Below are 20,010 nucleotides of genomic sequence, written 5' to 3' on the forward strand. Positions count from 1 at the left end.
GGGCCAGAAATCAGCGGTTTCGTCCTGTTGAGTGTGCGTCTGAACGGATTTCTCCTGTCGGGCGCCGGCAAGCCGGGTCAGATCCGCTCGATGAGGGTCGCGTTGGCCATGCCGCCGCCCTCGCACATCGTCTGGAGACCGAACCGGCCGCCGCCGGTCTGGAGCGAGTTCACGAGCGTCGCCAGGATGCGGGTACCGGACGCACCGAGCGGATGGCCGAGCGCGATCGCCCCTCCCCACGGGTTGAGCCGGGCAGCATCGACGTCGAACTCGCGCTGCCACGCGAGCGGTACGGAGGCGAAGGCCTCATTCACCTCGAAGACGTCGATCTCGTCGGTCGGGATGCCGGTGCGCTCGAGGATCCGCCGGGTGGCCGGGATGACGCCGGTGAGCATCTCGATCGGGTCGCTGCCGACCTGGGCGAATCCGACGAAGCGTGCCAGCGGGGTCAGGCCGAGCTCTTCGGCCTTCTCCTCGCTCATGATCAGGGCGGCCGAGGCGCCGTCGGTGAGCGGCGACGAGTTGCCCGCCGTGATGTCCCACCGGATCTCGGGGAACCTCTCCGCGTACTCATCGGTGCGGAACGCCGGAGGCAGGGTGGCGAGCGCGTCTGCGGTCGTGCCCCTCCTCACCGTCTCGTCGACGGTGACGAGGGACAGCCTGCCGTCGGCATCCGTCACGGTGACCGGCACGATCTCCTGCCCGAACAGGCCGCGGTCGATCGCCGACGTCGCGCGCGCATGGGACTGGGCGGCGAATGCGTCGAGCTCGGCCCGGTCGATGCTCCACCTGGCGGCGATGAGTTCCGCCGAGATGCCCTGGTGGACGAGGCCATCCGGGTACCTGTCCCTCACCATCGGGCCTGCCGCATCCTCGCCGAGCCTCGCGTAGCCGATCGGCTGCCTCGACATCTGCTCGACGCCGCAGGCGATGACGATGTCGCTCGTCCCCGCGAGGATCGCTTGCGCGGCGAACTGCGCGGCCTGCTGGCTCGATCCGCACTGCCTGTCGATGGTCGTGCCTGGCACGCTCTCAGGGAACCCTGCGGCCAGGACCGCGTTGCGGGCGATGTTGGAGGACTGCCGGCCCGCCTGGGTGACGCAGCCGGCGATGACGTCGTCGATGAGGGCCGGGTCGATCCCCGTCCGGGCGACGAGGTGCTGCAGGGTCTGCGCGAGCAGGTCGACGGGGTGGATGCCGCTCAGCGACCCGCCCGGTTTGCCGCGCCCCGAAGGGGTCCGGATGGCGTCGACGATGACGGCGGGTGACATGGTGCTCCGATCGGTCGGTTCCCTCCGAGCGTACGACGGATGCCGCGTGGCGGGCCAGCGCCCGATCCCCCCTTTGACCGAAGACGCATCCGGTGAGACGGTGGTCCGGACGACAGAATGCGAAGGAGCATCCGGATGGGCAGGATCATCGTTCAGCAGCTCGTGACCCTCGACGGTTTCGCGGCGGACAAGGACGGCGACGTCAGCTTCTTCGAAGCCGTCCCTGACTGGACCGACTCTGACAGGGACCAGCTCGATCGGCTCGACTCCGTCTCGCTCATGGTCCTCGGCAGCGTGACCTACCGGATGTTCGCGGGGTTCTGGCCCACGGACCAGTCCAGGGGCGAAATCATCGCCGACAAGCTCAACTCTCTCGACAAGGTCGTGTTCTCCCGCTCGCTCGATCGGGCACCGTGGGGTGAGCATCCGGATGCCACGATCGTGGCGGGCGATGCGGCGGCGACCCTGCGCCGGCTCGCGGACGAGACACCAGGAGACGTCGTCGTCTGGGGCAGCCTGTCGATCACCGGTCAGCTGTTCGAGGCCGGGGGTGTCGATGAACTCCAGTGGCGGATCTGCCCGATCGCGATCGGTGAGGGGCGCCGGGCGTTCCCTGACGGCTTCTCGACCGGTGCCATGCGGCTCGTACGAAGCAAAACGTACGACTCGGGCCTGCTCACCGCCGACTACGCCCTGACAGGATGAGCCCATGGCACTCCAGCTGAAACGCGTCTACGACGACCCTGACGACTCAGACGGATTCCGGGTGCTCGTCGACAGGTTGTGGCCGCGCGGTGTCACGAAGGATCGCGCCGCGGTCGACCTGTGGCTCAAGGACGTCGCGCCGAGTCCCGAACTGCGCACAGAGTGGCACCACCACCAGGACCGGTTCGTCGAGTTCGCAGACCACTACCGTGCCGAGCTCGCGCAGAACCCCGCCACCGCCGAGGTTCGTGAGCTGATCGCAACGCATCCCACCGTGACCCTGCTGTACGGATCGAAGGACCGGGAGGCCAACCACGCGCTGGTGCTGAAGGACTTCCTCGAATCGGCCTGATCCGCGCCCGGCCTGCATCCAGCGAGCAACGGCTAAAATCGAACCGTGGCCATCTCGAAGATCCTTCTCTACTACGTCTTCACGCCACTCGCCGACCCGGATGCCGTGAGGCTCTGGCAGCGAGACCTCGCCGAGTCCCTCAACCTGCGTGGCCGGATCCTGCTGTCAAAGGACGGTCTCAACGGCACCATCGGTGGCGAACTCGGCGCGGTGAAGAAGTACCTCCGCAAGACCCGCGAGTACCCGGCGTTCAAGAACCTCGACGTCAAGTGGTCGGAGGGAACCGGGCTCGACGCGAACGGGGCGAGCCTCGACTTCCCCCGGCTCGTGGTCAAGGTGCGCGACGAGATCGTGTCGTTCGGGGCGCCGGGGGAACTTCAGGTGGATGCCGACGGCGTCGTCGGTGGGGGAACCAAACTGCAGCCGGCCGAACTCCACGAGCTCGTGGCAGACCGCGGCGACGATGTCGTCTTCTTCGACGGCAGGAACGCGTTCGAAGCCGAGATCGGGCACTTCCGCAATGCGGTCGTCCCCGACGTGTCGAACACGCGGGAATTCGTCGCCGAGCTGGACAGCGGCAAGTACGACCACCTCAAGGACAAGCCCGTCGTCACCTACTGCACCGGCGGCATCCGCTGCGAGGTGCTCTCAGGGCTGATGAAGAGCCGCGGTTTCGGCGAGGTCTACCAGCTCGACGGCGGAGTCGTCCGCTACGGCGAGACCTTCGGCGATGACGGCCTCTGGGAGGGCTCGCTCTACGTCTTCGACAACCGCATGTCGATGGACTTCTCCGACCACGCGGCCGTCGTCGGCACCTGCGCGGTCTGCGGGACGCCAAGCAAGCACATGCAGAATTGTGCGGATGCCTCCTGCCGCACCCAGCTCGTCCTGTGCACGGAGCACGCGGCCGCGGCGCCCCTCTGCGAGACGCACGCGGCCGTCACGGGCTAACCGTCGGTACGGCCGTCGATCTGGTCGTTGAGGATCTCGTCCGCAGCCTCGGGGTCGGCATCGTCGGCGTTGTAGTGCTCCTTGAGCAGTTCGTTGTCTCCGCCGTACTCCTGGCCGCGCATCTCGGGCGATGAGACGATGTCTTCGCTGTAGCCCTGTTCGACGAACTGGGCGTCGACGACCTCGGGCGTGGCCGAGAGGCCGTCTGGCAGGGCGTTCTTGGGCGAACCGTTCTCGATGTCACTCATCTGGTGTCTCCTTCGTTTTCCCCGACGCTAGGCGCGTGGGCTCCGTGCGGGCAAGGCCTTGCGCTGTCGGCGGAACGTGACGGGACGGCGGGGCGGGCGGCGCACCGCGCGATTGTCAGGAGATCGCACGATTATCAGGATGCTTTCCCGACTTTTCGCCTGACAACCGTGCGATCTCCTGCAAAACGTGCGGCGGAATGCAGGCCGGGCGGCTACGCCGCAGCGAAGGCGGTCAACCGCGTGATCGCGGCCGGTTCGTCGACGATCTCTTCAACCCCGTCGAAGGCGGCATCCGCCGGGTAGACGAGAAGCGGAACGCCGGCCACGAACTGGGCGGTGACCTCGATGACCACGGTCGGGTCGGCCGTGTAGCAGCGCATGGTGAAGAACTGTCCCTGTGGCTGGCCCGTTTCGACGAGGTGGTTCAGGTAGCCGACCAACGCCTCTGCATAACGATCCGAGACGGTGAATGAGCGGCCGTAGTAGTCGATGCGTTTCATGTGGCAACCCTATCCGCGCCCGGTATCGCACTCTGGCCGTAGCCGAACTAGCGCCGCGCAGCGACCTCTGCACCCGCGTGCGACGGCATCCGCGCTGCCTCGATCGCCGGGAACAGCAACAGCACCGCGACGACCGCGAACGCCCAGCTGTAGCCGAGGTCCGGCTGCGCCGGGTCGACAGCAGACGCGGCCAGAGTGGTGACCCTCACGATGAGGGCGGCTGCCGCGATGCCGAGCCCGATCGCGACCTGCTGCATGGTCGACGCGAGCGTGTTCGCCCGTGAGGTGAGCTCGGGGGGCACATCCGCGAACTGGATCGAGTTGTACCCGCTGAACCCGATCGACCGGAACACGCCGCTGGCGAAGAGCACGAGCGCCGTGACCAGGAGCGGGGTGTCCGCCGTGAGAAACACACAACCGACGTAGACGAGTGCGCCGCAGAGGTTTGCGCCCACGATCACCCGGCGGAATCCGAACCGTCGGATCAGCGGACTCGTCACCGGTTTGATCAGGATGTTGCCGAGGAAGACCGCCATGACCAGGAGCCCGGCCTGCGACGCGCTCCAGCCGAATCCCGACTGGAAGAGCAGGACGAACAGGAACGGAGCGGCACCGATGAGGAGACGGTACGCGCCGCCTCCGACGTTTCCGACGCGGAACGTGTGCAGTCGCAACGCAGAGAGGTCGAGAAGAGGATGCCGCGCGCGCAGCATCCGCCGGACGGCCAGCACCCCGACACCGGCGGCGACGACGAGCAGGATGCCGACCAGCAGCCAGTCGGTCGGGCCGCCTCCCACCTGCTCCATGCCGAGGACGAGCGCAGCGAGAGCCACCCCCACGAGCACAAACCCCCACCAGTCGAGCCGGTCCGTCGAGCGTTCGTCGATGGCGGGCACGAACTTCAGCGCCGCCAGGAAGGCGATGACGCCGATAGGGATGTTGATGAGGAAGATCCACTGCCAACCGACGGTGTCGGTGAGGACGCCGCCGATCACCGGCGCGAGCACCGGTGCGAGAAGCGCCGGCCAGGTCAGGTAGGCCATGGCATCCAGCAGGTCGCGCTTGTCGATCGCCCGCAGCACCGCAAGTCGGCCGACGGGCACCATCATCGCACCGCCGATGCCCTGCAGCACGCGCATCGCGCACAGCATCGGCAGGGTGGTGCTGACCGCGCAGAGGGCAGACGCCACGGTGAAGATCACGATGGCGATGCAGAAGATCCGTTTCGTGCCGAACCGGTCGGCGAGCCAGCCGCTGACAGGCACACCGATCGCCAGGGTCAGCAGATAGGCCGTCATCGCCACGTTGATGTCTACCGCGCGCACGCCGAAGTCGGCGGCGATCGCCGGAGCGGCCGTCTGGATGATCGTGCCGTCGAGCGTCTCCATGAAGAACGTGCCTGCGACGAGCAGCGCCAGCGGCCGGTTGAGGGTTCCCGAGCGCGGCATCCACCCATTCTCCCCCGGCCTAGGCTGGCCGTATGACGACGACGTTCAAAGCCTGGTGGGTGGAGAAAGAGGATGCCTCCCTCCGCGACCTCACCGACAACGACCTCATGGCCGGAGACACAACCATCACGGTCGCGTACTCGAGCATCAACTTCAAGGACGGCCTTGCCCTCAACGGCCGGCCGGGCGTGGTGCGCACGTGGCCGCTCATCCCCGGCATCGACCTGGTCGGCACGGTGGAATCGTCGGATTCCGGCGACTGGTCCCCCGGCGACCGGGTCCTGCTCAACGGCGACGGCCTGGGTGAGAGCCACCACGGAGGCCTGGCGCAACGGGCACGTGTCGACGGCGCGAATCTCGTCCGTGTTCCGGATGCCGTCGGTCCCCTGCGCGCGGCCGCCATCGGGACTGCGGGGTTTACCGCCATGCTCTCGGTGCTCGCCGTCGAGCGCCACGGAGTCGAACCGGGTGACGGCCCGGTTCTCGTCACGGGTGCCGCCGGCGGTGTCGGGTCGGTCGCCGTTGCGCTTCTCTCCGCACTCGGCCACGAGGTCGTCGCGTCTACCGGCCGGGTCGAGAGCCAGGGCGACTACTTGCGCTCGCTCGGCGCCACCGAACTTCTCGACCGATCCACGTTGTCCGATCCGGGCAAGCCGATGCAGTCCCAGCGCTACGCAGCCGTCGTCGACGCGGTCGGCAGCACGACGCTCGTCAACGCCATCGCGCAACTCAGGTACGGCGGTGTGGCCACGGCATGCGGACTCGCCCAGGGAGCCGACCTGCCCGCTACGGTGCTGCCGTTCATCCTCCGCGGCGTCAGCCTCGTCGGGATCAACTCCGTCGACGCCCCGCTCGCCCTCCGGCAGGAGGCGTGGTCCAGGCTCGAGAGCGATCTCGACCTGAGCCTCCTCGACCGGATGACCGAGGTCGTTCCCCTCGACGCAGCGAAGGATGCCGCCACGCGCATTCTGGAGGGCGACGTTCGCGGCCGTACCGTCGTCGACGTCAACGCCTGACGGCCGGACCCGCCTCGTGGCGCGGGCGGATCGGCCTCACGCGGGTGGAAAAACACCCGCGCGACGCCGAAAGACCCGCGCGTGCAGCCCGGCCGTGCGACCAACCGGGTCGAGCCGGCGTCGTCAGATCGTGTCTGGCTGGGTGTCGACTGGTGCGGGAGGCTGCTCGGAAGATGCAGATGGCTTGCTTTTCCGTGGTGCGCGGGCCTTCGCGGCCGCCGTCGCCGTGTCTGTGGTCACGACGGCGTCGCCGTCTGCGGTGACCGGCGCTGCGGCATCCGTCAGGGCCTCGGCATCCGTCCTGGGCTTCACCACGCGCTTGGGCTTGGGCGTCACCTGCGGTGTGGTCTTGCGCACGCGCGGCGACTTCTTCACCGGCTTCACATCGTCCTGCAGTTTGGAGACGAGCTCCATCCCATGCTTCGTCGTGATGATGACCCTGGCGAATTCCTCGTCGGCTATATCGATGACCACTGAGGGCTTCGTGCCCTTGAGAACGAGAAAGTCCTTGCCTCCGTGGAACTTCCACTGTCCGACGGCGAGGGTCAGTGGGATGGCTGTTCCCGGCGCGCGGATGCCACGGACCCAGATCCAGGGATCGTCGGTGAGCGTGGCCGAACGGATCGACGAGCGAGGCACGATGATGTTCTCCCGGCGAAGTGCGAGCGTCTTCTCGGCCGTCGACAAAACAACTTCGAGACGATCGGAATGCAGCAGGAGGCGAGCCATCACCCTAGTCTGCCGGTGCCCGAAGGAAAACGCCGTCGTGAAACCTCACAAAGAGGTAACACCCAGCTTGTCGCCGTCCTCACGGCCGTAACCGGTCAGGCCGGTTTCACGGCCGACGCAGCAGCACGGGCCGCAGCGGGCAGGGCATCGACGATCCGGCCGATGACCCGCTCGTCGTGGGCGGCGGAGACGAACCACGCCTCGAACACGCTCGGCGGAAGCGACACGCCGCCGTCGAGCATGGCGTGGAAGAACGGTGCGTACCGCCAGCTCTCCTGCGCCTGTGCCTCGGCGTAGTTCCGCGGGCGTTCCTCGGCGAAGACGAAGCTGAAGAGGTTGCCCGCCCGCTGCACGACGTGGGCGACACCCTCATGGCTGAGAGCGTCGGAGACCGCGGCGGACAGTGCAGCGGATGCCTCATCGAGGCGGGCATAGACGGCCGGGGTAGCCCGCTCGAGCGTCGCGATGCCTGCGGCCACAGCCACCGGATTGCCTGAGAGCGTTCCGGCCTGGTACACAGGGCCGACAGGGGCGAGATAGTCCATGATGTCGGATCGGCCACCCAATGCCGCCAGCGGCATACCTCCGCCGATGACCTTCCCGAAGGTGAACAGGTCGGGCTGGTAGACCGGGCCGTCTGCGAGCGAGAGACCCCAGTAGCCGGAGGAGCTGACGCGGAAACCGGTGAGCACCTCGTCGAGAATGACGAGTGCGCCGTTGTCGTGGGCGAGCTCGACGAGCGCGGCGTTGAATCCGCGGTCGGGGGCGAGCACGCCCATGTTCGCGGCGGCCGCCTCGGTGATCACGGCGGCGATCTGGTCGCCGCGTTCGGCGAACACGGCGCGCAGGGCGTCGTGGTCGTTGTACGGCAGAACGAGTGTCTGGGCGGCTGTTGCCGCCGTCACTCCGGCAGAGCCCGGCATGGCGAGAGTGGCCAGGCCCGAACCTGCCTCCGCCAGGAGACCATCGGAGTGGCCGTGGTAGTGGCCGGCGAACTTCACAAGCAGGTCGCGGCCGGTGAAGCCGCGGGCGAGCCTGATCGCCGTCATGGTCGCCTCTGTGCCTGTGGAGACGAGACGCAGCTTCTCGATCGGCGAGACGCCGGCAGCGGAGACGCGTTGCTTCACCAGTTCGGCGAGTTCCGTTTCTGCGGGGGTCGATGCACCGAAGGAGAGCCCGCGGGCTGCTGCGTCCTGAACCGCGCGCACCACGTCGGGGTGGGCGTGGCCGAGGATCGCAGGTCCCCACGAACCGACCAGGTCGATATAGTCCCTGCCGTCGGCATCCGTCACCGTCGCACCTGCCGCCCTCACCAGGAAGCGGGGCGTTCCTCCGACCGAGCCGAAGGCACGGACGGGTGAGTTGACCCCACCGGGGATGGACTGCTTGGCGCGGCTGAAGAGCTCTTCGTTGTTCATCGGAGCCACCCGGCGAGCTCGGTCGCCCAGTAGGTCAGGACGGCATCGGCCCCCGCGCGCCGGATGCCGACGATCGACTCTTCGATCGCCCTCCTGCGGTCGATCCACCCGTTCGCCGCTGCGGCCTCGATCATGGCGTACTCACCGGAGACCTGGTATGCCCACACTGGAATATCACTCATGGCCGCGACATCTGCGAGCACGTCGAGGTAGCTCCCCGCCGGCTTCACCATGACGATGTCAGCACCCTCGGACATGTCGAGGGTGGACTCGCGCATGCCCTCACGCCGGTTGCCCGGGTCGAGCTGGTAGGTGCGCCTGTCACCGTTCAGCTGGGAGTCGACGGCCTCGCGGAACGGACCGTAGAACGCCGACGCGTACTTCGCCGAGTAGGCGAGGATCGCGGTGTCGAGAAAACCGGCCTCGTCGAGGGCGGTGCGGACGGCATCGACTTGGCCGTCCATCATTCCGCTGAGACCCAGGATGCTGGACCCAGCGTCGGCCTGGACCAGGGCCATCTCGACGTAACGCTCCAGGGTGGCGTCGTTGTCGACCCGGCCGGAATCGTCGAGCACACCGCAGTGCCCATGGTCGGTGAACTCGTCGAGGCAGAGATCCGTCTGCACGACGAGAGCGTCGCCGACCTCAGCGACGAGTGCGGCCGTCGCGACGTTGAGGATGCCGTTCGGGTCTGTCGCCTGCGAACCGATCGCGTCACGCGTGCTCGGAACCCCGAACAGCATGACTCCACCGACGCCGGCTTCCGCGGCTTCGGCCGCAGCGCGCTTGAGCGAGTCGAGGCTGTGCTGCGCGACGCCGGGCATCGATGTGATCGGAACGGGTTCGCTGACGCCCTCCCTGACGAACATCGGAAGGATGAGTTCGGCCGGGTGCACCCGCGTCTCGGAAACGAGGCGGCGCATGGCAGGGGTCTGACGGAGTCTGCGGGGGCGAATCACGGGTACGTTCACCCGCCAAGCCTACGCGCCCGCGGCTGGAACCCTGCCGAGTGGCCTGGGGCCCGACCGGGGTCAGGCGTCCCTGGCTGCCTCAACCGCCCTGGGTGCCTCGCCGGACTCGACGAGGGCCACCATCGTGTCGAGCAGCGCAGCCACCGTCTGGTGCCGCGAGACGACGTGGACGGTGAGCCCGTAGCTGGCAGCATCCTTCGCCGTTCGGGGTCCGATGGCGGCGACGAGCGTGGATTCGGGCAGGGCACCGAACTGGTCGACGACCTGCCGCGCCACGCTGCCACTCGTGACGAGGATGCCGTTGATCCTGCCGGAGCGGACGTCAGTGATGACCTTCTCAGACACCGGTTCACCGATGGTCCGATAGGCGACGACGGATTCGACGTCGTGTCCTGCAGCGACGAGCCCTTCGGTCAGGAGCGGCTTGGCGATCTCGGACCGCAGCGTGAGGAATCGTCTCGGTTTCGGTTCGAGACGGGTGAGTTCGCTGAGCATTCCCTTGGCCGAGTTGTCTTTGGCCGGGACGAGGTCGACCCGGTAACCGACGGCCTGCAGCGCGGCGGCGGTCGTCTCTCCGACGGCGGCGACCCGCGTCCGCTCGGGGATCCGGACCCCCTGCGAGTACATGACGTCGACAGTGGTGGCGCTGGTCACGGTGAGCCAGTCGAACTTGCCGTCTGCGAGGGCAGCGAGTGAGGACGTGAGCCGCTCGGGGTCCTCGGTCGGGGCGAAATTGATCATCGGGGCGACGACGGGAGTCGCTCCACGGGCGCGCAGGTCGGCGGCGACGCTGTCACCCCACGGACCGCCGCGGGGCACGAGGATGCGCCAGCCCTTCAGCGGTTTGGGGTGTGCGGGTGTGGACATCATGATTGCCTTCAGCTTTGCCTGAGTGGTGCGAGGTGTGCCGCTCCGTGGGCCAGGAGGTCGTCAGCCAGGGCACTGCCGACGGTCTCCGCCGTCCCCATGATCTCGTGTCCGGCTGAGGTCGCGAAATCGGCCTCCCCGGTGAGGGTCAGGGAATCAGAGCCATCGGGCGCATAGACGGCTGCGGTCAGCCGGATCCCGCCTGCCGTGATCACGGCGTGGGCGCCGATCGGCGCGGCGCAACCGGCCTCGAGTCGGTTGAGGACGGCACGCTCCGCTGTCGCCGTCGCACGGGTCTCGAGGTGCTCGATCGCATCGATGGCGTCGAGCACGGCGACATTTCCTTCACGGTCGTCGAATGCCGCCGTCCGCACTTCGATGGCGAGGGCGCCCTGGGCGGGGGCTGTCGGCCAGGTTCCGAGGTCGAAGTACTCTGTCACGGCGTCGAGCCGGCCGAGTCGGCCCAGTCCGGCGGCGGCGAGGACGACGGCGTCGAGTTCGCCGTCCGTCACGAATCCGAGGCGGGTTCCGACGTTGCCGCGGATGTCGACGATCCGAAGGTCAGGGCGCTGCGACGCGAGCTGAGCCGCCCGTCGCGGTGAACCCGTGCCGACGCGCGCTCCGTCAGGGAGCGTGGCGAGGGTGAGTCCGTCGCGCGCGCACAGCACGTCACGTGCGTCAGCGCGCTCGGGCACTGCTCCGATCCGCAGCCCGGCGTACGCGACGGTCGGCAGGTCCTTCATCGAGTGCACGACGAGGTCGCACTCGCCGCGCAGGAGGAACTCGCGCAGCGCGGACGCGAACACCCCGGTGCCGCCGAGACTGGCCAGCGATTCACGCGACACGTCTCCGTGGGTCGTCACCGGCACGAGTTCGGTGGGAACACCGGTGGCACCCGTGATCGCATCGGCGATCTCGCCGGTCTGGGCCATCGCGAGAGCGCTGCCCCGCGTTCCGATGAGGAGGGTCATGGCTTCAGTCCGGCAAGAGCCGGCTTGAATCCGAGACGAACGTTCTCGCAGCATCCCGGACGGCACACGTCGTACCAGGGTCCGAGGTCGGTCATCGCCGGACGGTCGGCGACAGGGGTCCCGTCGCGCCGCTCGAGCACGAGGTCGATGAGCCCGGTCACGTATGCGGTGTGGGTGCCAGGGGTCGGGACGCGCACTGAGTAGAGGCCCTGCTCACCGGCGGTCTCCGTCGCCTCGTTGTCGAGGTCCCAGAGCACCTCCATGTGGTCGCTCACGAAACCGAGGGGCACGATGACGACGGCGCGGATGCCGCGGGCGGGCAGTTCGGCGATGGCGTCGTTGATGTCGGGCTCGAGCCACGGCATGCTCGGCGGGCCTGAGCGGGACTGGTAGACGAGCTGCCAGGCCAGCTCGCCGTCGAGGGAAAGTTCACGCTTCACCGACTCGATGACGACCTCTGCGACGGCGTTGTGCTGGGCGGCGTACGCCCCGCCTTCGCCGAAACCGCGCTCGGCGGGGCCGGACTTCGCGGCATCCGTGGACGGGATCGAGTGGGTGGAGAAGAGGACCTCGACCTCGCTGAACAGATCGATACCCGGGTTGTCGCGCTGGATCTGCGTGAGCCCGTCGCGGACACCGTCGATGAACGGTGTCACGAATCCTGGGTGGTCGAAGAACTGGCGCACTTTGTCGATCGAGATGTGGTCGAACAGATTCGTCTCGTCGAGGGCGATCGCGAAGTCCTCGCGGTACTGCCGGCAGCTGGAGTACGACGAGTACGCGCTGGTGGCGATGGCGATGAGCTTCGTGAAGCCGCGGTCGTTCGCCTCGGCGAGGGCGTCACGCAGGTATGGGTCCCAGTTGCGGTTGCCCCAGAGCACGGGCAGGTCGATGCCACGCGAGGCGAGCTCAGCCTCGAGTGCTGCCTTGAGCTGGCGGTTCTGGTCGTTGATCGGGCTCACGCCGCCGAAGTGGCGGTAGTGGTGCGCGACCTCCTCGAGGCGTTCCTCGGGGATGCCGCGGCCGCGGGTGACGTTGCGCAGGAACGGGATGACGTCGTCCTGACCCTCTGGCCCGCCGAAGCCGGCGAGCAGGATGGCGTCGTACGCGACAGGTTCGGTGACGTGCGCCTCACCGGACGCGGCGGCGTCGGACGCGCCGAGGACGAGTTCACTCACTGCAGGACCTCCGGGATTTCGTTGGTCGCGATGCGGCGACCGGTGTAGAACGGGACTTCCTCGCGGACGTGCCTGCGGGCATCCGTCGCGCGGAGTTCACGCATGAGGTCGACGAGCTCGACGAGTTCGTTGGATTCGATGGGGAGGATCCACTCGTAGTCGCCGAGAGCGAATGCCGAGACGGTGTTGGCGATCGCGCCGCGGAACGCCGCGCCCTTGCGCCCGTGGTCGGCCAGCATCGCGCTGCGTTCCTCGTCCGGGAGCAGGTACCACTCGTAGCTTCGGACGAACGGGTACACCGTGAGCCAGTCCTTCGGCTCGATATCGCGGAGGAAGCCGGGGACGTGGCGCTTGTTGAATTCGGCCTCGCGGTGGACGCCCATGGCGTTCCAGGTGGGGAGCAGAGGACGAAGGATGTTCGTCCGGCGCAACACGCGGAGCGCACGCTGCAGTCCGTCGGCAGTGTCGCCGTGGATCCAGATCATGAGGTCGGCGTCGGCCTTGAGCCCTGACACGTCGTAGAAGCCGCGGACGGTCACGCCGTCGGCCTGGACGCGGGCGACGGCACCGTCGAGTTCGAAGACGGCGTGGTCGCTCAGGTGCGCTCGATGATCGGGGTCACGGCGCAGAACGGCCCAGAGGGTGAAGCCGGTCGGGTTCTCTTCGGGTTCGGGATTATCCAGGGACGAGGGTGCCTCGGCAGAGGCCGGGTGAGTCATACCTAACATCATCACTCTTTATCTCGCCCTACCCAAATCTGTACGCACGCGGCAGGTCCGCGCGAAAAGGAGATCACACGCTTATCAGGAGAAAAACGCGGAAAGCATCCTAAATGCCGTGCGATCTCCTGAGAACCCTGCGCGACGGCGCCCAGCCGGATGCCACGAAAGAGGCGGCCGCTCCTAGCGGTTGACGATGGCCCGGGTGATCGCCCAGGCTGCTGTGCCTGCCGCGAGGGCGACGGCGGTGATCCCGGCGACGAGCGCTGTCGGGTTCTCCCGCTTCAGCCGCGCAACAGTGACCTTTCCGCGCGCGACGGCGCGGGACACCTTGCGGGGAACGTTGAGTTTGTCCTCGATGGCGTTGAGCGTGGAGGCGAGTTCGGCCCTGGCCTGCTCGGTCGACGGGATCGCCGGATTAGTAGCGGTCATATTCGCCCATTCCCTTCACGGCTCGGATGTCCTTCTTCACGCTTTCGATCGGGCCCGGGTCTTCGCCCATCTTCTTGAAGTAGCTGACGCCGATGAGCGCGAGCACGACCGCGATGAGCAGGAACACCACGAAGACGATCAGCGCCGCGAGCCAGGCCGGCATCACGAGCGCGAGGGCGAGGATACCGACGGCGACGAGCGTGCCGATGGCGAAGAACAGGAAGACCAGCGCGATGACGACGAAGATCGCGCCCTTGCCCGCATAGCTGCCGAGGTGCTTGGCCTTCGTCTTGAGCTGCTCGATCTCGGCCTGGATCAGGTTCGTCACCAGAGATGGCAGGGTGCCGATCAGAGTGATGAGCGATTCACGGCTCTTGTCGTTCACGGTGCGGTCCGTCATGTCGAACTCTCCCGACGTTTACTTGGTGGTGCGTGGCGTTGACGTGCTCGAGGATTTCGACGGCGTCGAGCTCTCCGGCTTGACCTTGTCGACCACGTCGTCGACGGCATCCTTCGTCTTGGCGATGGTGGCGTCGAGCTTCTGGCCCGGTGTCCCCTCGCCGCCGATGGCGGTCGAGACCTTCTTCACTCCGTCGAACAGCGCCTTCGGAAGCTCGCTCGCGCGTGCCTTGGCGAATCCTTCGACGAGTTCGACTTTGTCCTGGACGGCGTCCGTGTTCCAGACCTTCAGCCAGTTCTTCTTGATCTGTTCGTAGCGTGCACGACCCGCGCGGGATCCGAGCACATATCCGGTGGCCAGTCCGGCCACAAAAATCAGCTTGCCCCTCATGTTCACTCCGTTTCGTCGCGCTACCAGCGTGTCAAGCGTAGACCCTACTCGGCTCTTTCGTCCGGGGTGGTTTTGTCCATGCCTGTTCTGGTATGCCCGTCGCCCAGAAGTCCCGAGTCGAGGTAGGACGAGGCCACGAGGTGCCTGATCCGGCCAGAGGCGGCGAGCGCGTCCGGCACGACGGAGGCCAGTCCTGTGCCCGAGAGCCACGCTCCTGTGACGTCGATGTCGCCGATGGCGGCGGTCGCGGCGCGCAGGGTCTCCGCCCGCTCCCGCTGGCCCGTGGCCGCGCCGGGGAGCGTGCCCTTCCACACGGTTCTGGCGAAGCCGACGACGGCCGCGTCCTCGAGAGGGACGCCGAGGATCTCCGATGCGTCATGGAGGGCAAGCGACCGCACGTCCGCATCCGGCCGACCGACGGTGGGGTTCTCAGTCCCCTGTCGCCCATAGGACAGGCGGATGACGTGGCGGTGAGGATGCTCAGCGCGTGCCGCGTCTCTCAGCCACGCCCACTTGGCGGTGGAGTGGGTGAGCGCCTTCGCGGTGACGGACTGTCGGGCGGACTCGGCGACCAGGACGCCCGTTCCGCGGGGCGCTGCGTCGAGTGCCGGAGCGTCGAGGACGAACGTGACGAGTTCGACGGTCGGGGTGTCTGAGGGTTCCGCTGTCGCGATCTCCGCCGAGAACGGAGAAAGAAGCTCGAGCGCTCCCGCCTCCGGGGTAGCGACGATCACGAAGTCTGCGTCGATGACGCGCTCGTCATCGAGGGTCAGCTGCCAGTTCGGCGTGAATGACGCGGAGTCGTCGCCGTCGGGCGCGTCGTCGACGCGGGCGAGCGAGGTCACCGCCGTGCTGAGGAGCAGCTCACCCTCGCGCTCCCGCAGTTCGGCGGCGAGCGCGTCGACGAGCGTCGACATCCCGCCGCGGAGGCCCTCGACGGCCGAACCGGCCGGAGCATCCGCCCGCAGCAGGCCGACGGCGCCTGACAGCGAACCGGTGACGGTCAGTGCCCGGTTGAGGCCAGGGGCGGCACGGGTGACGTCGAGGTCGGCCGGGTCGGCCGAGTAGACGCCGCGGGTGACGGGGGCGACCAGGGATTCGAGGACCGCCTTGCCCATCCGGCGTCCGACGAGGTCGCCGAGGTTGTGCTCTTTGCCGATGGTGAGGACGGGAAGGAGACGATCCATGTAGGCGCGGATCGCTCCACGCCAGCCGATCACGCGGCGCACGTCCTCCGCGAGCGGGTTCGACGGGATGCCGAGCAGCCCGGCCTTCGGCAGCGGAGCCGAGCGGCCGCCCGCGAGTCTCACCCACGCTCCGGCGGCCGCAGGAGCGACGACGGCGTCCGAGAGACCGAGGCTGTCGACGAGGGACCGCACGGTCCCCCCACGGGTCGCGTAGCTCTCGGCACCTGTGTCCACCCGGATCCCGGCGACGGTCTCGGTGGCCACAGAGCCTCCGGGGGCTTCTGCGCTTTCGATCACGGTGACGCGGATGCCCACCCTGGCGCAGTCAAGGGCGGCGACGAGTCCGGCGACCCCTCCGCCGATCACGACGACGTGCCTGGGTTCGATCATTGCGCGTGAACGAACTCGACGAGGCGGGTGAGCACGGCGGGATCGGTCTCGGGCGGAACACCGTGGCCCAGGTTCAGCACGTGCGACGGCGCGTTCGTGCCACGCTCGAGCACGTCGCGGACGTGCGCTTCGAGCACGGGCCACGGGGCGGAGAGGAGGGCGGGGTCGATGTTGCCCTGGATGGGCACGACGCCACCGAGGCGACGCGACGCCTCGTCGAGCGGCACGCGGTAGTCGACTCCGACCACATCGGCCCCGATGTCATGCATGGCCTTGAGCAGTTCGCCCGTCCCGACTCCGAAGTGCACGATCGGCACGTTGTGCGTCTCGCGATCGCCAGGCTCGGCTCGAGCCGTCGTGTAGCTGAGGTCGCGGACGTGCTCGAGAGCACGGGCGGATGCCGGTGCCACGTGGCGCACGTAGTCGTCGAGTGAGAGGGCACCCGCCCAGGAGTCGAACAGCTGAGCCGCCGACGCCCCTGCGAGCACCTGCGCGCGGAGGAACCGGCCGGTGACCTCGGCGACCCATTCCATCAGGCGTGCCCAGGCATCCGGATCGGCGTGCATCAGGGTGCGTGCGTGGATGTGGTCCTTAGACGGCCCACCCTCGACGAGATAGGCGGCAAGCGTGAACGGAGCCCCGGCGAAGCCGATCAGTGGAGTCGAGCCGAGCTGGGCGACCGTGAGCCCGACAGCATCGACGACAGGGGCGAGCGTCTCGTCGAGCTGGGCGGGGTCGAGCGAGACGAGCCTGTCGACGTCGGCAGCGGTGCGGACGGCCGTGCCGAGCACTGGGCCTTTTCCCGGGACGATCTCGACATCGACGCCCACCTGCTTGAGCGGCACGACGATGTCGCTGAAGAAGATCCCGGCGTCGACACCGTGCCGGCGCACCGGCTGCAGTGTGATCTCACTGGCGAGTTCGGGGGTGAGGCAGGCATCGAGCATGGCGTTCCCGACGCGCAGTTCGCGGTACTCGGGGAGCGAGCGGCCGGCCTGGCGCATGAACCACACCGGGGTGACGTCGGGACGACTGCCGCCATACGCGGTGATCAGCCGGGAATCGTGGGTGAGTCCTGCTTCAAGCGGGTGGTTCTGAGAAAGCTGCACGCACTCATTGTGTCAAATTCCTCACCTCCCGCCAGATCCGGGGGTGGGTGGCGTATGGTCCTCGGCATGACAGCGAAGCATGTACTCGTCACCGGCTCGACCGGATACGTCGGCGGGCGCCTGGTCCCCCGGCTCCTCGACGCAGGACACCGGGTTCGCGTGCTCGTGCGTTCACCGCAGAAGCTCGTCGATGTGCCGTGGGCCGGGCAGGTCGAGATCGTCGAGGGCACGCTCGAGGACACGGATGCCGTGGCGAACGCCTGCGACGACATCGACGTCGTCTACTACCTCGTCCACTCGATGACCGGCAGGGGAGATTTCGAATCGGAGGAGCGCGCCGCTGCCGCGAGCGTGGCATCCGCCGCCGCAGGGGCCGGGGTCTCCCGGATCGTCTACCTCGGCGGACTGCATCCGGACACTCCCAAGCTGTCCCGCCATCTGCGTTCCCGGGTGCTCGTCGGCGAGACGCTGCTCGCCTCAGGCGTGCCGACCGTCGCGTTCCAGGCCGGGGTCATCATCGGCTCGGGTTCCACCTCGTTCGAGATGATCAGGCACCTCACCGAGGTGCTGCCGTACATGCCTGCGCCGAAGTGGGTGCGCAACCGGATCCAGCCGATCGCCATCCGCGACGTGCTGCACTACCTGCTGGCCGCCGTCGACCTGCCCCCCGAAATTCACAGGACGTTCGACATCGGCGGCCCCGACATCCTCCGCTACGGCCAGATGATGAACGGCTACGCCCTCGAAGCAGGACTCCCGCAGCGTGGAATCGCCGCCCTGCCGGTTCTCACGCCCTGGCTGGCGTCGCAGTGGGTGAACCTCGTGACACCGATCCCGCGGTCGATCGCCGTGCCGATCGTCGAGTCGCTCCAGTACGACTGCATCATGCGCGAGCACGACATCGACGATGTGATCGCTCCCCCTGATGGCGGCCTCACCGGCTATCGCCGTGCCGTGCGCCTTGCCCTCGCGAAGATGCGCGACGGCGCCGTCGAGACCAGCTGGCAGAACGCGTCAGTGGTCGGGGCGCCGAGCGACCCGCTGCCGAGCGACCCTGAGTGGGCGGGGCACACGGTGTTCACCGATCTCAAGGTCAGGGACACGGATGCCACGCCCGCCCAGCTCTGGACGGTCATCGAGGGCATCGGCGGCGACAACGGCTGGTATTCGTTCCCCCTGGCCTGGGCACTGCGTGGCTGGCTCGACAAGCTCGTCGGAGGCGTCGGCCTGCGCCGTGGACGCAGGCACGCGCAGGAGCTGCAGACCGGTGACGCTCTGGACTTCTGGCGGGTCGAGTCCCTCGAGCACGAGCGCCGCCTCCGGCTCCGCGCCGAGATGCGCGTTCCGGGGAAGGCCTGGCTGGAGATGGAGATCGAGCCGGGTGAGAACGGCGGGTCCCGTTATCGCCAGCGAGCCGTGTTCTTCCCGATGGGGCTCTCCGGGCGGCTCTACTGGTTCGCCATCCTTCCGTTCCACGGCATCATCTTCAACGGCATGGCCAATCGGATCACGCTCGAGGCCGAGAGCCGCCCGTCCTGACGGAGGTCACGGGCACGAGCCCCACAGACCGCGCCCAGCGGCCATGGCGTCTGCGCCCAGCGCGTCGAAGCCGGCCTTTCGCGAGTGGGTGTCCCGGTACGGCTCGGCGAATCCACCGGTGAGCAGCATCACCTCGACCGAGTTCCAGCCGCCCGCATCCGTCGCCACCCAGACGTAACGGAGCAGACGGCCGTAGCGATCGGCGTCTGCCTGGCTCGGATCGGGGTCGAGGCTCACCGTTGCCCCGGCGAGGAGGCCGGTGACGTATGCGGAAGCCTCAGGCCCGAAACACTCGACCGGTGAGTTCGGGGCGACGGTCTCCGGCGTGTCCACCCCGACGAGCCGTACCCGTTCATCGCCGTTGCCGCGGTCGACCACGAGGGTGTCCCCGTCGACGACGCGGACGACGACGGCAGCCTCGGCTGCTGCGGATGGTGCTGCGGGAAGCCCGGAGGGCTGGGTGACCGGATCGACGGGGACAGGGGGCGCTGCAGGAGCCGTGGCAGGCGCTGCCCCTGGAAAGGAAACGTCCAGCCCGGAGGAGTACGCGAGAAGCGCACCGACGGCAAGGACACCGGCGATCAGGATGACGATCAGTCTGCGGAGCATCGTTCCTCCTTCGACCGCTGCCTGCCGATCCTACTGGTCGGGACCGTCGCCGAGATCGTTGAGGAACCGGATGACGACGTCGCGCTCCTCCCGGCTGAGCCGTGCCGCCGCGGCGAAGCGCCTGGCGTGCATCCGGCCGACGGTCTCCCTCGCCTCTGAGCGCGTCGCATCCGTCACCGTGATCATCAGCGCCCGGCGATCCGTCGGGTGGGGCGAGCGCATGACGTGCCCGGCGCGCTCCAGCCGGTCGAGCATCTTGGTGGTCGACGCGCTCGAGATGTGCAGCGTCTCGGCCAGCAACCCGGGTGTGACGATCGAATCCGTGTTGCGCGATGCCATGAGGAAGCGAAGCGCCTTCATGTCGGTCGCATTGAGCTTCATGTGCTTCTGCGACGCCTGGCTCATCTTCTGCTCTGCGTCCGACCAGGCGCGAAGTGCGGCGAGCACCCGGACGACAGAATCGACCTCGGCGTCGTCCATCGACGCACGGTCCACGAGCTCCTGCGAGGGGTCGATCACTCTCGGATCGAGCATCCACGCCGCAGGTCGCGCGGGAAAGTGGTCGGTAGCCATCTCGCTATCATACGAGAAATACTCATGCTAATCTATT

The 20,010-nt window shown here is 67.9% G+C and carries 23 protein-coding genes; 5 read left to right on the forward strand and 18 right to left on the reverse strand.

The genetic code is table 11. The features are described 5' to 3' along the window. Positions 1–77 precede the first annotated feature (77 nt). Positions 78–1,271 (reverse strand): thiolase family protein, encoded by a 1,194-nt coding sequence (locus tag AC1M2K_RS05240; RefSeq protein ID WP_480240116.1) that lies wholly within the window; start codon positions 1,269–1,271, stop codon positions 78–80. A 135-nt stretch (positions 1,272–1,406) separates the two neighbouring features. Between AC1M2K_RS05240 and AC1M2K_RS05245 the strand changes: the two genes are divergently transcribed. From AC1M2K_RS05245 to trhO, 3 genes are read left to right on the forward strand one after another with little or no spacing between them, the layout of a single operon-like run. Then, entirely contained in the window at positions 1,407–1,976 is a 570-nt protein-coding gene (locus AC1M2K_RS05245) for a dihydrofolate reductase family protein (RefSeq protein ID WP_480240117.1), read from the forward strand. A gap of 4 nt (positions 1,977–1,980) precedes the next feature. Then, positions 1,981–2,328 (forward strand): DUF488 domain-containing protein, encoded by a 348-nt coding sequence (locus AC1M2K_RS05250; RefSeq protein WP_480240118.1) that lies wholly within the window; start codon positions 1,981–1,983, stop codon positions 2,326–2,328. A 45-nt stretch (positions 2,329–2,373) separates the two neighbouring features. Continuing rightward, positions 2,374–3,279 carry an oxygen-dependent tRNA uridine(34) hydroxylase TrhO gene (trhO, locus tag AC1M2K_RS05255; RefSeq protein ID WP_480240119.1) on the forward strand — a complete coding sequence of 302 codons (906 nt, stop codon included), beginning with the start codon at positions 2,374–2,376 and terminating at the stop codon, positions 3,277–3,279. On the opposite strand, the gene AC1M2K_RS05260 is transcribed toward trhO, so the two are convergent. The 3 genes from AC1M2K_RS05260 to AC1M2K_RS05270 form a co-directional block, all read right to left on the reverse strand. After that, the gene (locus tag AC1M2K_RS05260) at positions 3,276–3,527 is read right to left on the reverse strand and encodes a hypothetical protein (RefSeq protein ID WP_480238344.1); all 252 of its coding nucleotides are present in this window, start codon (positions 3,525–3,527) and stop codon (positions 3,276–3,278) included. The two genes, trhO and AC1M2K_RS05260, sit on opposite strands and share 4 nt — an antisense overlap. A 212-nt stretch (positions 3,528–3,739) precedes the next feature. Then, on the reverse strand, positions 3,740–4,027 hold the full coding sequence (locus AC1M2K_RS05265; protein WP_480240120.1) for a hypothetical protein: 288 nt from the start codon (positions 4,025–4,027) through the stop codon (positions 3,740–3,742). Between the two features lie 47 nt (positions 4,028–4,074). Then, positions 4,075–5,475: an MFS transporter gene (locus tag AC1M2K_RS05270; RefSeq protein ID WP_480240121.1), complete on the reverse strand. Its 1,401-nt coding sequence runs from the start codon at positions 5,473–5,475 to the stop codon at positions 4,075–4,077. A 32-nt stretch (positions 5,476–5,507) separates the two neighbouring features. Between AC1M2K_RS05270 and AC1M2K_RS05275 the strand changes: the two genes are divergently transcribed. After that, positions 5,508–6,491, forward strand: coding sequence for an MDR family oxidoreductase (locus tag AC1M2K_RS05275; protein ID WP_480240122.1), 984 nt, complete (start codon positions 5,508–5,510; stop codon positions 6,489–6,491). Between the two features lie 123 nt (positions 6,492–6,614). Here AC1M2K_RS05275 and AC1M2K_RS05280 read toward each other — a convergent pair whose 3' ends face one another. From AC1M2K_RS05280 to hemE, 12 genes are all read right to left on the reverse strand, one after another. After that, on the reverse strand, positions 6,615–7,220 hold the full coding sequence (locus AC1M2K_RS05280; RefSeq protein WP_480240123.1) for a hypothetical protein: 606 nt from the start codon (positions 7,218–7,220) through the stop codon (positions 6,615–6,617). A gap of 95 nt (positions 7,221–7,315) precedes the next feature. After that, on the reverse strand, positions 7,316–8,638 hold the full coding sequence (gene hemL / locus AC1M2K_RS05285; protein ID WP_480240124.1) for a glutamate-1-semialdehyde 2,1-aminomutase: 1,323 nt from the start codon (positions 8,636–8,638) through the stop codon (positions 7,316–7,318). Beyond that, entirely contained in the window at positions 8,635–9,561 is a 927-nt protein-coding gene (gene hemB, locus AC1M2K_RS05290) for a porphobilinogen synthase (RefSeq protein ID WP_480238458.1), read from the reverse strand. The genes hemL and hemB overlap by 4 nt, the downstream gene beginning before the upstream one ends. A 108-nt stretch (positions 9,562–9,669) precedes the next feature. After that, entirely contained in the window at positions 9,670–10,479 is an 810-nt protein-coding gene (locus tag AC1M2K_RS05295; RefSeq protein ID WP_480240125.1) for a uroporphyrinogen-III synthase, read from the reverse strand. Positions 10,480–10,487: 8 nt separating this feature from the next. Next, positions 10,488–11,447 (reverse strand): hydroxymethylbilane synthase, encoded by a 960-nt coding sequence (gene hemC / locus AC1M2K_RS05300; RefSeq protein WP_480238351.1) that lies wholly within the window; start codon positions 11,445–11,447, stop codon positions 10,488–10,490. Further along, positions 11,444–12,625 (reverse strand): ferrochelatase, encoded by a 1,182-nt coding sequence (locus tag AC1M2K_RS05305; RefSeq protein WP_480238352.1) that lies wholly within the window; start codon positions 12,623–12,625, stop codon positions 11,444–11,446. Before AC1M2K_RS05305 ends, hemC begins: the two co-directional genes overlap by 4 nt. Beyond that, on the reverse strand, positions 12,622–13,344 hold the full coding sequence (gene hemQ, locus AC1M2K_RS05310; RefSeq protein ID WP_480240126.1) for a hydrogen peroxide-dependent heme synthase: 723 nt from the start codon (positions 13,342–13,344) through the stop codon (positions 12,622–12,624). Before hemQ ends, AC1M2K_RS05305 begins: the two co-directional genes overlap by 4 nt. Positions 13,345–13,527: 183 nt before the next feature. Then, positions 13,528–13,776 (reverse strand): DUF3618 domain-containing protein, encoded by a 249-nt coding sequence (locus tag AC1M2K_RS05315; protein WP_480240127.1) that lies wholly within the window; start codon positions 13,774–13,776, stop codon positions 13,528–13,530. Continuing rightward, positions 13,763–14,176, reverse strand: coding sequence for a phage holin family protein (locus tag AC1M2K_RS05320; protein ID WP_480240128.1), 414 nt, complete (start codon positions 14,174–14,176; stop codon positions 13,763–13,765). The genes AC1M2K_RS05315 and AC1M2K_RS05320 overlap by 14 nt, the downstream gene beginning before the upstream one ends. 18 nt (positions 14,177–14,194) lie before the next feature. Beyond that, a complete protein-coding gene (locus AC1M2K_RS05325) occupies positions 14,195–14,566 on the reverse strand; it encodes a hypothetical protein (RefSeq protein WP_480238356.1) in 372 nt (123 codons plus the stop codon). Positions 14,567–14,610: 44 nt separating this feature from the next. Beyond that, positions 14,611–16,143, reverse strand: a complete 1,533-nt coding sequence (gene hemG / locus AC1M2K_RS05330) for a protoporphyrinogen oxidase (RefSeq protein WP_480240129.1) — start codon at positions 16,141–16,143, stop codon at positions 14,611–14,613. Further along, the gene (gene hemE, locus AC1M2K_RS05335) at positions 16,140–17,252 is read right to left on the reverse strand and encodes a uroporphyrinogen decarboxylase (RefSeq protein ID WP_480238358.1); all 1,113 of its coding nucleotides are present in this window, start codon (positions 17,250–17,252) and stop codon (positions 16,140–16,142) included. The genes hemG and hemE overlap by 4 nt, the downstream gene beginning before the upstream one ends. Before the next feature lie 66 nt (positions 17,253–17,318). Between hemE and AC1M2K_RS05340 the strand changes: the two genes are divergently transcribed. Beyond that, positions 17,319–18,791 carry an SDR family oxidoreductase gene (locus AC1M2K_RS05340; protein WP_480240130.1) on the forward strand — a complete coding sequence of 491 codons (1,473 nt, stop codon included), beginning with the start codon at positions 17,319–17,321 and terminating at the stop codon, positions 18,789–18,791. 6 nt (positions 18,792–18,797) lie between these two features. Here the strand turns inward: AC1M2K_RS05340 and AC1M2K_RS05345 are convergent, their stop codons facing one another. Continuing rightward, entirely contained in the window at positions 18,798–19,400 is a 603-nt protein-coding gene (locus tag AC1M2K_RS05345) for a thermonuclease family protein (protein ID WP_480238360.1), read from the reverse strand. Positions 19,401–19,430: 30 nt separating this feature from the next. Next, entirely contained in the window at positions 19,431–19,973 is a 543-nt protein-coding gene (locus AC1M2K_RS05350; RefSeq protein WP_480240131.1) for a MarR family winged helix-turn-helix transcriptional regulator, read from the reverse strand. Between the last annotated feature and the right edge of the window lie 37 nt (positions 19,974–20,010).

It is taken from the genome of Mycetocola sp. Y171 (assembly GCF_056713165.1).

What these genes read in the sequence shown, in the direction of transcription:
- AC1M2K_RS05240 (WP_480240116.1), bottom strand. Translation starts at nt 1,271, where the DNA reads ATGTCACCCGCCGTCATCGTCGACGCCATCCGGACCCCTTCGGGGCGC.
- AC1M2K_RS05245 (WP_480240117.1), top strand. Translation starts at nt 1,407, where the DNA reads ATGGGCAGGATCATCGTTCAGCAGCTCGTGACCCTCGACGGTTTCGCG.
- AC1M2K_RS05250 (WP_480240118.1), top strand. Translation starts at nt 1,981, where the DNA reads ATGGCACTCCAGCTGAAACGCGTCTACGACGACCCTGACGACTCAGAC.
- AC1M2K_RS05260 (WP_480238344.1), bottom strand. Translation starts at nt 3,527, where the DNA reads ATGAGTGACATCGAGAACGGTTCGCCCAAGAACGCCCTGCCAGACGGC.
- AC1M2K_RS05265 (WP_480240120.1), bottom strand. Translation starts at nt 4,027, where the DNA reads ATGAAACGCATCGACTACTACGGCCGCTCATTCACCGTCTCGGATCGT.
- AC1M2K_RS05270 (WP_480240121.1), bottom strand. Translation starts at nt 5,475, where the DNA reads ATGCCGCGCTCGGGAACCCTCAACCGGCCGCTGGCGCTGCTCGTCGCA.
- AC1M2K_RS05275 (WP_480240122.1), top strand. Translation starts at nt 5,508, where the DNA reads ATGACGACGACGTTCAAAGCCTGGTGGGTGGAGAAAGAGGATGCCTCC.
- AC1M2K_RS05280 (WP_480240123.1), bottom strand. Translation starts at nt 7,220, where the DNA reads ATGGCTCGCCTCCTGCTGCATTCCGATCGTCTCGAAGTTGTTTTGTCG.
- hemL (WP_480240124.1), bottom strand. Translation starts at nt 8,638, where the DNA reads ATGAACAACGAAGAGCTCTTCAGCCGCGCCAAGCAGTCCATCCCCGGT.
- hemB (WP_480238458.1), bottom strand. Translation starts at nt 9,561, where the DNA reads ATGCGCCGCCTCGTTTCCGAGACGCGGGTGCACCCGGCCGAACTCATC.
- AC1M2K_RS05295 (WP_480240125.1), bottom strand. Translation starts at nt 10,479, where the DNA reads ATGATGTCCACACCCGCACACCCCAAACCGCTGAAGGGCTGGCGCATC.
- hemC (WP_480238351.1), bottom strand. Translation starts at nt 11,447, where the DNA reads ATGACCCTCCTCATCGGAACGCGGGGCAGCGCTCTCGCGATGGCCCAG.
- hemQ (WP_480240126.1), bottom strand. Translation starts at nt 13,344, where the DNA reads ATGACTCACCCGGCCTCTGCCGAGGCACCCTCGTCCCTGGATAATCCC.
- AC1M2K_RS05315 (WP_480240127.1), bottom strand. Translation starts at nt 13,776, where the DNA reads ATGACCGCTACTAATCCGGCGATCCCGTCGACCGAGCAGGCCAGGGCC.
- AC1M2K_RS05320 (WP_480240128.1), bottom strand. Translation starts at nt 14,176, where the DNA reads ATGACGGACCGCACCGTGAACGACAAGAGCCGTGAATCGCTCATCACT.
- AC1M2K_RS05325 (WP_480238356.1), bottom strand. Translation starts at nt 14,566, where the DNA reads ATGAGGGGCAAGCTGATTTTTGTGGCCGGACTGGCCACCGGATATGTG.
- hemG (WP_480240129.1), bottom strand. Translation starts at nt 16,143, where the DNA reads ATGATCGAACCCAGGCACGTCGTCGTGATCGGCGGAGGGGTCGCCGGA.
- AC1M2K_RS05340 (WP_480240130.1), top strand. Translation starts at nt 17,319, where the DNA reads ATGACAGCGAAGCATGTACTCGTCACCGGCTCGACCGGATACGTCGGC.
- AC1M2K_RS05345 (WP_480238360.1), bottom strand. Translation starts at nt 19,400, where the DNA reads ATGCTCCGCAGACTGATCGTCATCCTGATCGCCGGTGTCCTTGCCGTC.
- AC1M2K_RS05350 (WP_480240131.1), bottom strand. Translation starts at nt 19,973, where the DNA reads ATGGCTACCGACCACTTTCCCGCGCGACCTGCGGCGTGGATGCTCGAT.